Annotated in this window: 8 protein-coding genes; 3 read left to right on the forward strand and 5 right to left on the reverse strand. The window is 42.2% G+C overall.

All coding sequences use genetic code 11. The features are described 5' to 3' along the window. Nucleotides 1–41: 41 nt before the first annotated feature. Nucleotides 42–611, reverse strand: coding sequence for a LemA family protein (locus tag SWP_RS21740; protein WP_020914859.1), 570 nt, complete (start codon nt 609–611; stop codon nt 42–44). Nucleotides 612–2,262: 1,651 nt separating this feature from the next. Between SWP_RS21740 and SWP_RS21745 the strand changes: the two genes are divergently transcribed. Continuing rightward, nucleotides 2,263–3,882 carry an AbgT family transporter gene (locus tag SWP_RS21745; protein ID WP_020914860.1) on the forward strand — a complete coding sequence of 540 codons (1,620 nt, stop codon included), beginning with the start codon at nt 2,263–2,265 and terminating at the stop codon, nt 3,880–3,882. A 651-nt stretch (nt 3,883–4,533) separates the two neighbouring features. Here SWP_RS21745 and ltrA read toward each other — a convergent pair. Next, nucleotides 4,534–6,006, reverse strand: coding sequence for a group II intron reverse transcriptase/maturase (gene ltrA / locus SWP_RS21750; protein WP_020914861.1), 1,473 nt, complete (start codon nt 6,004–6,006; stop codon nt 4,534–4,536). Between the two features lie 764 nt (nt 6,007–6,770). Then, nucleotides 6,771–7,061, reverse strand: coding sequence for a hypothetical protein (locus SWP_RS21755; RefSeq protein ID WP_044556177.1), 291 nt, complete (start codon nt 7,059–7,061; stop codon nt 6,771–6,773). A 266-nt stretch (nt 7,062–7,327) separates the two neighbouring features. Here SWP_RS21755 and SWP_RS21760 point away from each other — a divergent pair, with 266 nt between their 5' ends. Beyond that, on the forward strand, nt 7,328–8,278 hold the full coding sequence (locus SWP_RS21760) for an IS110-like element ISSpi5 family transposase (protein ID WP_020911050.1): 951 nt from the start codon (nt 7,328–7,330) through the stop codon (nt 8,276–8,278). A 28-nt stretch (nt 8,279–8,306) separates the two neighbouring features. On the opposite strand, the gene SWP_RS21765 is transcribed toward SWP_RS21760, so the two are convergent. Then, nucleotides 8,307–8,807, reverse strand: a complete 501-nt coding sequence (locus SWP_RS21765) for a hypothetical protein (RefSeq protein WP_020914863.1) — start codon at nt 8,805–8,807, stop codon at nt 8,307–8,309. 99 nt (nt 8,808–8,906) lie between these two features. Between SWP_RS21765 and SWP_RS21770 the strand changes: the two genes are divergently transcribed. After that, nucleotides 8,907–9,935 carry an IS110-like element ISSpi2 family transposase gene (locus SWP_RS21770; protein WP_020914864.1) on the forward strand — a complete coding sequence of 343 codons (1,029 nt, stop codon included), beginning with the start codon at nt 8,907–8,909 and terminating at the stop codon, nt 9,933–9,935. Nucleotides 9,936–10,318: 383 nt separating this feature from the next. Here the strand turns inward: SWP_RS21770 and SWP_RS21775 are convergent, their stop codons facing one another. Continuing rightward, a complete protein-coding gene (locus SWP_RS21775; protein ID WP_020914865.1) occupies nt 10,319–10,570 on the reverse strand; it encodes a hypothetical protein in 252 nt (83 codons plus the stop codon). Nucleotides 10,571–10,819 lie beyond the last annotated feature (249 nt).

The following is a 10,819-nucleotide window of genomic DNA, read 5'->3' on the forward strand; positions in this document are numbered from 1 at the left end:
AATACACTTAAGCAATTGCCAAAGCGTTTCTTTGCTCTGTGTTACTTTAAATAGTCAGCCGCATCTACTGGCGCTTTCGCTGCTTCATCAGCTTCGTAAAAAGGCATCACTTTTACATTTGCAATTGACGCTATGATTGAACCAGGGAAAATTTCAACGGCAGTATTGAGTTCTGAAACGGCGCTATTATAAAAACGACGTGCGGCAGAAAGCTGTGCTTCAACTTCGTTATAGGTTTGCATGGCTTGTAACATGGTATTGTCTGAACGAAGTTCAGGATAATTTTCAACGCTCACCATAAGTTGCGACATTTTCTGATTCAACTGTTCAGATACTTGCAGATGTTTTTTTACGGCAGCTGGGTCAGTGTCGCTATAACCCTCTATCGCTTGCGTCCTAAGCTCGGTGATTTCAGTCAGTAATGACTTTTCATGATCCATAAACTTTTGCGCTATCTTCAAGATATTTGGCACTAAGTTAGAACGTTTTTTTAGCTGCACATCGATGCCTGATAATGCTTCTCGGCCCGCATTGCGTTTTTTAATTAAGCTGACATACCAGAGGTAAGCAATGATCACTGCTAACCCTAAGCCCAATAAAATACCTTCCATTACTACATATCCTTATCGTTGTTATTCGTGCCTTTCTATTGAGGCATCTGCACCAATATGCTGAGAAACTTGCTATTTCTCGCGTAACTATTGGTTTTAATAGCCACACTGTTACTTATTTAGCCGCCAAAATCCAGCCTAATAGGCTAACTAAGTCGCATTTTCTGTTGGTGTTTTTTAACTCAATGTTCACGCTATTGGCCTAATTAGGTCGATAAAATCACATTTCACTGCTTAATATTGCTGGCTTGTCATCATTAATGGATTAGGCTTACCAAATAACATTAACTGGCCAAATTACCAACAACAATAAAAGATAATACGATTAAAATCAGCAGCTAACAACAAGATGAAATTAGTGTTTTTTTGTACAGCTTTGCAATCAGGTTGGTGTTCATAGCTAATGTTTAAAGAAATTAGTTATGTATTGGACTATTGATATCTAAAAAGCAGCATTAAGGTTTGAAAAACTGACTAAACAGACCTACTCACGAAACTTAATGCAGTAGTCTCAAACTCGCTTACTCTTCATTCAGCCGGGATACAGTTACGAGCCGCTATAGTCATCACATCCTAGGCGACATTGTTAACCAATCAATCCCTTTTTGGACTCATTTTATATGAGTCCTTTTTTTGGGCTCTATTTACGACTAACACATTGTTTAAACATGAATAACTGTTCATCTAATCTGTCTTTAGCATTCAGCTTTGATACAGCTTGTAAGCGCTATATTAGAGTCATCCCCAACGGACAGTTATTTTGTAAGCTTTACCGAACATTGTTAACCAATCAATCCCTTTGGACTCATTCTACATGAGTCCTTTTTTTTGGCTTTAATTATGACTAACACATTGTTTAAACATGAATAACTGTTCATCTAATCTGTCTTTAGCATTCAGCTTTGATACAGCTTGTAAGCGCTATATTAGAGTCATCCCCAACGGACAGTTATTTTGTAAGCTTTACCGAACATTGTTAACCAATCAATCCCTTTTGGACTCATTCAACATGAGTCCTTTTTTTTTGGCTTTAATTATGACTAACACATTGTTTAAACATGAATAACTGTTCATCTAATCTGTCTTTAGCATTCAGCTTTGATACAGCTTGTAGGCGCTATATTAGAGTCATCCCCAACGGACAGTTATTTTGTAAGCTTTACCGAACATTGTTAACCAATCAATCCCTTTTGGACTCATTCAACATGAGTCCTTTTTTTGGCTTTAATTATGACTAACACATTGTTTAAACATGAATAACTGTTCATCTAATCTGTCTTTAGCGTTCAGCTTTGATACAGCTTGTAAACGCTATATTAGAGTCATCCCCAACGGACAGTTATTTTGTAAGCTTTACCGAACATTGTTAACCAATCAATCCCTTTGGACTCATTCTACATGAGTCCTTTTTTTTGACTTTTTACTTTTTCCCTCACTTTCCAAAAACACCACGCTGGTTAGCTATACCGCGCTGCTGTAAGCTTTACAGGTCATTTTAAGGTTCAATTAATTTTTGTTATCCATCATGCAAGCTCAATTTACATATCGAACCATAGATATAGCGCTTCGACTACAAAATTGATGTTTCAGAGCAACCTAAGCTGACTCAATAACAAACATAAAAATAATTAGACAATTGAAGGAAGATCAAATGAGCACCGATAAAGGCGAGAGCTTGCCTCTACCTAACGACCCACCCTCGAGCCCCGAGCAGAAACAGAGTGGCTGGTTTGTAAACTTTCTCAATGTTGTTGAACGTTTAGGTAACTTACTGCCTCACCCTATAACGCTATTTGCAATGTTTTGCGCCGCGGTTGTGGTGATTAGTGGTGTTGCTGGTTACTTTGAACTAACGGTTATTGACCCTCGCCCAGAAGGAGCCTCTGGTCGCAGCGCTGACGGTCTCATTCACGTTGTAAGCCTGATGAATGCCGAAGGCTTGCGTATGATCGTATCAAACTTGGTCACCAACTTTACTGGCTTTACCCCGCTCGGAACCGTGCTTGTTGCGCTGTTAGGTGTTGGTATTGCTGAACGTTCTGGTTTGCTTTCTGCAGCTATGCGTTTATTGGTTATGGGGACATCAAAGCGCCTTGTGACCCTCACCATAGTATTTGCAGGCATTGTGTCTAACACCGCAGCCGAGCTTGGCTATGTGGTACTTATTCCAATGGCGGCGATGATCTTCCACTCGCTCGGTCGCCATCCATTAGCTGGTCTGGCCGCTGCATTTGCTGGTGTCTCAGGCGGTTATAGTGCCAACCTCTTACTCGGTACTGTTGATCCTCTTTTATCTGGGATCACTGAAGCAGCCGCACAGATGATTGACCCTGAATACCTTGTTGGCCCAGAGGTGAACTGGTATTTCATGTTTGTTTCAACCTTCTTAATCACCTTCTTAGGCGCGCTTGTTACCGAGAAAATTGTTGAGCCTAAACTGGGTAAGTATGATCCCAGTGAAGCGGCTACAGATCTCAGCGAACAAAAGATGGACGGGGTGACCGATATAGAGAAGAAAGCGCTTAAGGCTGCAGGTCTTGCCGTATTGGCGATGTCGGTGTTACTCGCGCTTACCATCATTCCTGAGGGCGCGCCGCTGCGAAACCCCGATACAGGTCTAGTTGCAGGCTCACCATTTCTGAAAGGGATCGTCGCCTTTATCTTTATCTGCTTTGCTATTCCAGGTTTAGTTTACGGTAGAGTTGTCGGCAGCATGAAGCGTGATGTCGACGTAATTAATGCCATGTCTCACAGCATGAGTAGCATGGGCATGTACATCGTACTGGTGTTTTTTGCCTCGCAATTTGTCGCCTTCTTTAAGTGGACTAACTTAGGTGCGGTATTGGCAGTATCAGGTGCAGACGCATTAAATGCTATTGGCCTCACTGGACCATTAGTATTTGTGCTGTTTATTATGATGTGTGGTTTTATTAACTTAATGCTTGGCAGTGCTTCTGCTCAGTGGGCAGTTACCGCCCCTATCTTTGTCCCTATGCTTATGCTTGTTGGTTATGCTCCAGAAACTATTCAAGCGGCCTATAGAATCGGCGACTCAGTGACTAACCTCATTACTCCGATGATGAGCTATTTTGGCCTCATTTTAGCGGTTGCATCGCAATATAAGAAGAATCTCGGCATCGGCACCTTAGTCGCCACTATGTTGCCATACTCCATCGTGTTCTTTATTGGCTGGACCTGCTTCTTCTTCATCTGGGTATTCGGCTTTGGTTTGCCAGTAGGACCAGGCGCAGAGACCTATTACACCCCTTAAGTACTAGACGCTAAAAATAGTCAATACTGATGATTAGACCGTATCTTATATTATGAGATACGGTCTTTTTTATAGGAGATAGATTAGCAGATAACTCTCGAATATTAGAAGATCTAGGGCGAGAAATTGAGGTTTAGGGCTCTATTAGCGCATATTAACTTTTAACTACTTGGTTACTCACTTTTAGACAACAGTTTGTTTGTGCTTGAGCACTTCGACATCTAAAAGCCAAACCAATCAAACTTCGTTTGATATAAGATCGTGGCGCTTCGCCCACACCCGAGCCAAGGGGCAAAGCGCTTGCGCCCCTTAACAATCCCTCAGCGCCCCAAACGAAGTTGCCTTCCTCATACTTATTCGAAATAGCCTAGCGCTTCCGATGGGACATCCTGTCCCGCGAAAGCTATGCCCACGTCCGTGTGGGCATTACGGCTATTTCTTCAACGCACTTCGGTAACTTCGATGGGGAGTGGGTGTATTGGCTGAGTCTGTAATGGCTGTTAGTCACTAGATATCAGCCTAACGGGCAAGCTCATTATTGTCGGATAGGCGGCACTTGTTACCAAGTGCCACCCTCCTAAGAACCGTACGTGCAACTTTCACTGCATACGGCTCAAGCCTCCACAAAGGCGTATTCTGTTACCCAGCACCCTACATAGCAGCCAAAACAGGATCAAACCAAGAGTTTCTGCCTTCCTTTGCCCGTTTCCGCTTACTTAAGTAAGCTTCGTATTCGGGGTCGTAAGGTATAGCTGCGCTCCTGATTTTCACATGTCTTTTTATCGGCGTTTGAGCTATCTGAACCAGATTAAAATGGCAGTCCATGTTGGCAATCTTCTGCCAGCCATGGAATTGCCACCCACCTATGCGATTCATGTAATATTTACGCCTCACCCAGTCCTTACTTTTCGTTGGATGACGCCTTACCGCCCATCGCCATAACAGCCAGAAAAGTTGATGGCCTACATAACCGAAAACTTGCTTTGCAACACTGTGGCGATAATAGTTCGCCCATCCTCTCAGTTTCGGATTCAATATTTTGATTAAATCGTTAACGGGGATTGTTGGATGTTTTCTGATGAATTCACGTAGATTACTCAAAAATGATAGAACGTTACTCTTGCTCGGTTTAATGAGCAGTTTGCCTTTGTACTTCCTAAGATTGAATCCCAGAAAGTCAAAACCATCATCGATATGAGTTATGTGCGTTTTCTCATCAGAGAGTGTTAAGCCTCTTTCCTGTAGAAAGCCCATGAGTTGCGGTTTGATTTCATTGACGAGCACTTCCTTCGAAGAACCTGTGATAACAAAATCATCTGCGTACCCGATAAAGTTGACTCTATTCCCTGTTTTACAAGCAATAGACTTAACCAACTGTTCTAACCCAGCCAGCGTCAGTAACATCAGCGTTGGGGAGATTATCCCGCCTTGCGGTGTTCCTTCTGCTGTTTTGTAGAACAATCCTTTATCAACATAACCACATCCAAGCCATTGTTTCAGCATTCGCTTATCTAATTGAATGTTATCGATGAGCCATTGATGACCAATCTTATCGAAACAGGCTTTGATATCTCCCTCAAGAACCCACTGACTAGAGCGCTTCATACACAAACATTTGAAGCACTGTGCAATTGCATCTGCTGCGCTTCGGTTAGGTCGAAAGCCATAGCTATTGAGGTCGGCTGCCGTTTCTGAAATAGGCTCCAAGGCGAGAAGATGAAGCGCTTGTTGCGCTCTGTCTATCATGCAGGGAATGCCTAAAGGTCTGAGTTTGCCGTTTTTCTTGGGGATGTAGATCCGCCTGAGCGGTTTGGCATGATAGCCTTTTCTGCTCAGTTGATTGACCGCCGCCATACACCGGACATCGGTGTTCCAGATGATGCCGTCGATTCCAGGTGTTTTGCTGCCTTTGTTTTGAGAAACTCTTTTAACTGCAAGCAATTTTGCTGATTTAGAGTGAGTTAATATCCACTGCAACGCTTTCGCCTTACCGTGTTTACCTTCTCGGGTTGCTTTTGCAATGCGCATTTGAAGCTTTAATACATGTTGCTTAACCGCTTTCCAGTTAATGGATTGCCATTGAGCGCTGTTAGGAGATGCACTAACTTCGATTGAAGCCATCATTTGCGTTTCTCCTTGAATAAAGTTCTTCAAATCATCTTGCAACGGGAGACCAGCTAGAAGTCAGCTCGCTTTCGCGCCAGATAACAACCTGTATCCGCATCATTACAACACGGCTTTCGCTTTTTCCAGCCTCCTTTACCTACATCACTATCAGTAGCCTTCGCAGGCCACTTTCCCCAAAGGGAGCAATACAGGCTTACCCTGTTCCGTATGTCGCGCAACGTCAGGTTAGATGCCCACTATAGTGCGGAGAGTTATTTGATCACGAAAGAGCACTGTCCAATCTCTTTCCAACTCTCGTGCCTTTTGGCCACAGCGTATTAACCACTTCCGCTGTTTCTCATATAACGCACCTTACATGGATTCACATACGTTCATCATACTGACACCCTAGCACTTACCCGATTGTGGTTATCAGGAAGAACGTCCTCTCACGATTCAGTTCCCATTTGACATAAGCCAAATATCGTTACATTGTCAGACTCGCTACTTTATTCAGAGTCTTAGGGTCATCTGGTGATACAGATGGTTCACTCTTACCGTGGTGAACAACGCTTCATACGACTTCAGGTCGCACGGACAGAAATGCGTTAGTACAAAGGGTCTAAAAACCGGAATGGGATTAGTAAATGTATGGATAGCCAATTAAAGTTACCCTGACCCCACATATCCTTAACGTCGGCAGCACCAGCTTGTTTTAAGTTGATTGAGCGAGCAGCGAAAGCAGCTTAAAACAAGTCTGCGTGACTGCCCTTGTCAAGTGCTTACTTGCCCATAAGCTTCAATTCATGGAACGTTTTATTAAAGTCATACAATTGTTCTTCGCCACAGTCATACTCGGCTTGCCATAGGACATCTCTGTAGTCTGTATGAGCAAGTTCAATTACCTGCTTGAAACGATCCATATTACCTTTGGACAAGAAGACCATAGCTCGAATCATGCGATCTCCAATCATGCCTTTAGTTCGAGCATCTACAATCTCAAGCTGCTCGATAGCCAGAGGTAAATCAGCCCCAAAATCCAGCTCAATTTTCTGATATATATCCGTCTTCATATGCACCAAGCTTTAGCAGTCCCGTCACTTTATTGGCTTGTATGGATAATAAACCCACCTAATTACACTTAATTCCCAGTTTCGGGTAATGTGAGACCCAGGCTTTAGCTGCAACTAAAGCTTTCATTTGTCGTAGTTCGATTGAATGATGGATCCTCTATCGAGAGACCGATAACAAGAAAGAACGCGACAAACGACTCCAAGCAAAATACTCGAATAGTCTACTGGGTCTCGAACCCGCATTTGCAAGCAAGAGTTAGCTTATTATGAAATCAAAAACTAATCAAAACATTAACGTTGGTGTCGATACTGGTAAGTACCAACTCGACATTTATATTCGACCACTAGATATCTATTTCACCGTTTCTAACGATGAAAAAGGGATTAAAGAAGCAGTGCGCCTCATTAAAAAGTACCATCCTGAGCGTATTGTCATTGAAGCGACAGGACGTCTTGAGATGCCCTTTATCATGGCTTGTGCTAACGCCAATTTACCCTTCGTGATAGCCAATCCGGTTCACATTAAACGCTTTGCTGGAGCAATAGGCCAACGCGCTAAAACAGATAAGCTAGACGCACAGCTGATAGCTCATTACAGTGAAGCGATTAAACCTAGGCTATCAACGCTAAAGCCTGATGTCATGCAGGCTATGAGCGATCTCGTAGGAAGGCGGAGCCAGCTTTTGGTCATGCAAACGATGGAAAAGAATCGGCTTCAAATTCTCCCTCAAGAGCTTGCAATGACGATCAAGCCAATCTTAACGGTCTTCAAAAATCAGATAACGAAGATAGAAGATAAAATCGTTAAACTCATCGAATCGAACGCTGACTATCAAGCTAAAAACCTTATCCTGCAAAGCATGAAAGGAATAGGTAAAATTGCCGCAGCATCCATTATCAGTAACCTACCAGAGCTTGGCTATATTAATAACAAAGAAGCCAGTTCGTTGGTTGGTGTAGCACCGATGAATAAAGAAAGTGGACGCTTTAAAGGCCATAGAAAAATCCAGGGAGGGCGACATCAAGTTAGAACCGTTTTGTACATGGCAATGATGTCAGCAATACAATCCAACCCCGTTTTTAAAGAGACTTATCAGCGACTCGTTGCCGCAGGAAAACCTAAGAAAGTCGCGATTATTGCATGCGTAAGAAAGATGGTTGTGATCCTAAATTCGATGCTAAGAGATGGTGTTTTGTGGGAAGCGCCAAAAGCTTAAAACTAGCTATTGACGCCATAGTCTCTTGTTAGCTGCCAGAACTCCTGACCAAAACAAGAGGCACTTGGTTTACAAACTCTTTAATTACATCTCGAAACAACCAAGTACCAACTAATGAACTGCCACCATCATGCAGTTTAAGCAATGTAGTTGCATAAGAAGTTACTCTTTTATCTTTGGGTGTGAAGTTTAACGTAACATAGCCTTCCCACATATAACCACTTACATCGAAATCTAAGTTTACGTCTTTAGTTGGGTCTTTAAATTTAAAGAGAAACGAGCCACTTAAATGATGTGCGCTTTGTTTTAGGAATAAATTAAACTCAGTTTCGTATGTATCTCCTTTGTCGGGATCTTCATTTTTTCCTGAGCCAGTCCATTGACCTTCAATATTAACACCTTGGTATTTTCTAGCCTCAATGAATGGGATTACTTTTGTAACCCAAATAGACTTAATTAGAAAAAGAACAGCAGTTGTACAAATACCTGTAACTATTCCTATTACACCTTGTTCTAGAATTGTACTCATAGTCTTCCTTGGCAGCTAACGAATGATATGGACTCCCCTTACCAATTGGCCACTATGTGCCATATTGAAAGTGCAAACATTCAATCAAGGAGAGTCCATATGTCCTTAATTAAAGCAATTGGCATCGATTTAGCCAAATTAGTTTTTAGTATTCATGGTGTTGACGAATACGGTAAAACTAAACTAAAGCAAACAGTTAAAAGAAACAAGCTGTTAGAAAAAATCGCTAACATTCCACCCTGTATTATCGGGATGGAAGCTTGCTCTGGCGCTCACTACTGGGCAAGAGAGTTTACAAAATACGGCCACGACGTACGTATCATGGCATCTAAATTCGTTATTCCTTATCGCCAAAGTGAAAAGAATGACGCCAATGATGCTGAAGCCATTTGTGAGGCAGTGACTAGACCAAAAACACGCTTTGTTTGTATTAAAAGCGAAGAGCAACAAGCCGTTTTATGCCTACACCGCATTCGACAAGGCCAAATCAAAGACCGTACGGCGATGATAAACCGATTACGTGGCTTACTATCCGAGTTTGGTATTATTATGCCTAAAGGTCGTTATCCTGCTCAAAAGCATATTGTTGAAATTCTCGAGGATGCTGAGAACGGTTTGCCTGATTTAGCCCGCGAACTACTCCATGATTTATGGCTGAGCATAAAACAACAAAACCAAGACATATTAAGGTCTGACCGAAAGCTCTATGCCCTTGCTAACCAGATGAAAGACGCTAAGCGGTTAATGACCATACCAGGTATTGGCGAAGTTACCGCAACAGCAGTAGTCGCGACAGTCAGTGATGCAAAACACTTCTCAACTAGCCGCCAATTTGCAGCTTGGATAGGTTTGGTGCCGAAGCAGTATTCCACTGGCGGAAAGCCAACACTAGGTCGAATAAGTAAACGCGGTGAGAAGCATATCCGCACCTCGCTAATCCATGGTGCTCGCGCTGTCATCGCAAACTGTGCCAATAAAATAGATAGAACTAGTTTATGGATTAAAGCCCTTATCGAGCGAAGAGGTTTCAAAAGAGCTGTCATTGCTTTGGCAGCTAAAAATGCACGGCTAATTTGGTCATTATTGCAATCAGGACAAGAGTACCAAGTTAACTATGTAAAAACGTAAAAAGGATTAACCCAAACGGTTAACCCCACCGAGTCGACGCATTAGCAATTGACGATAACACGGTCAGACCGAGAGCGATAGAATCTGGTTAGTTGGGAAGTACATCTTTCTTGAAAGAGAAAGTAATACTGTTTAACGAATGAGATCTTTGCTCAAGCGCAAATCATCAGGGCGATAGCCAAAAGCTGTTTAGGCAGCAAGCTAATCAAACGCCGAATGTAGAGCTGCTGTCAGATCCACTGTTGTTGTGTGATTACTATTGCTTGACAAAGGGGAGTCCATGTAGCCCTAATAATGGGCAAATAATTGTTGGCTAAAATAAGCGACGAAGGAGCAAGCAGCCAACTGTTATTTGTCCTTATTTATTAGCTTGTTAGGTAAATTTATACTCTGAACTTTAAATGGTTTTTTACTGCGTAATAGAAACACATAAAAGAAATAATAATTTTAGGTGCTACAACGATATAAAACATGACAGGCTCTTCCGATAAGTAATACCTGCCATTTCGACCTAAAGCATAGCCATCGACAATATTAAGGAGTGCTAATCCAGCAAGCACTAAAGTAATAACAAGTAGTATTAAGTTATCTCGAACTGAAAACTTTTTATCTGCTTCATCCTTTGGTGACTTCATAACACTCCGTGTTTGCCTATTTACCTAACATTTGTATACACGCCTTGCGCGTTTATCAGGTTAGACCAGTCAAAGCGTATGAACTTAAGCGTCTGATTTATAATGATTTTCAACGGCTAGTCCAAATGCACCTTCTGGAAAAACGAGAATGCACACTTTGTTTGCCTCGTATCTCCTGCAAAACGAGCGAGCGCGTTTTTAGTTACTTGAATTTACTATTCTTTTTATTTTAGCTCAATAGCAACCCGC

The sequence above is a fragment of the Shewanella piezotolerans WP3 genome, assembly GCF_000014885.1.
GTDB classification, from domain to species: domain Bacteria; phylum Pseudomonadota; class Gammaproteobacteria; order Enterobacterales; family Shewanellaceae; genus Shewanella; species Shewanella piezotolerans.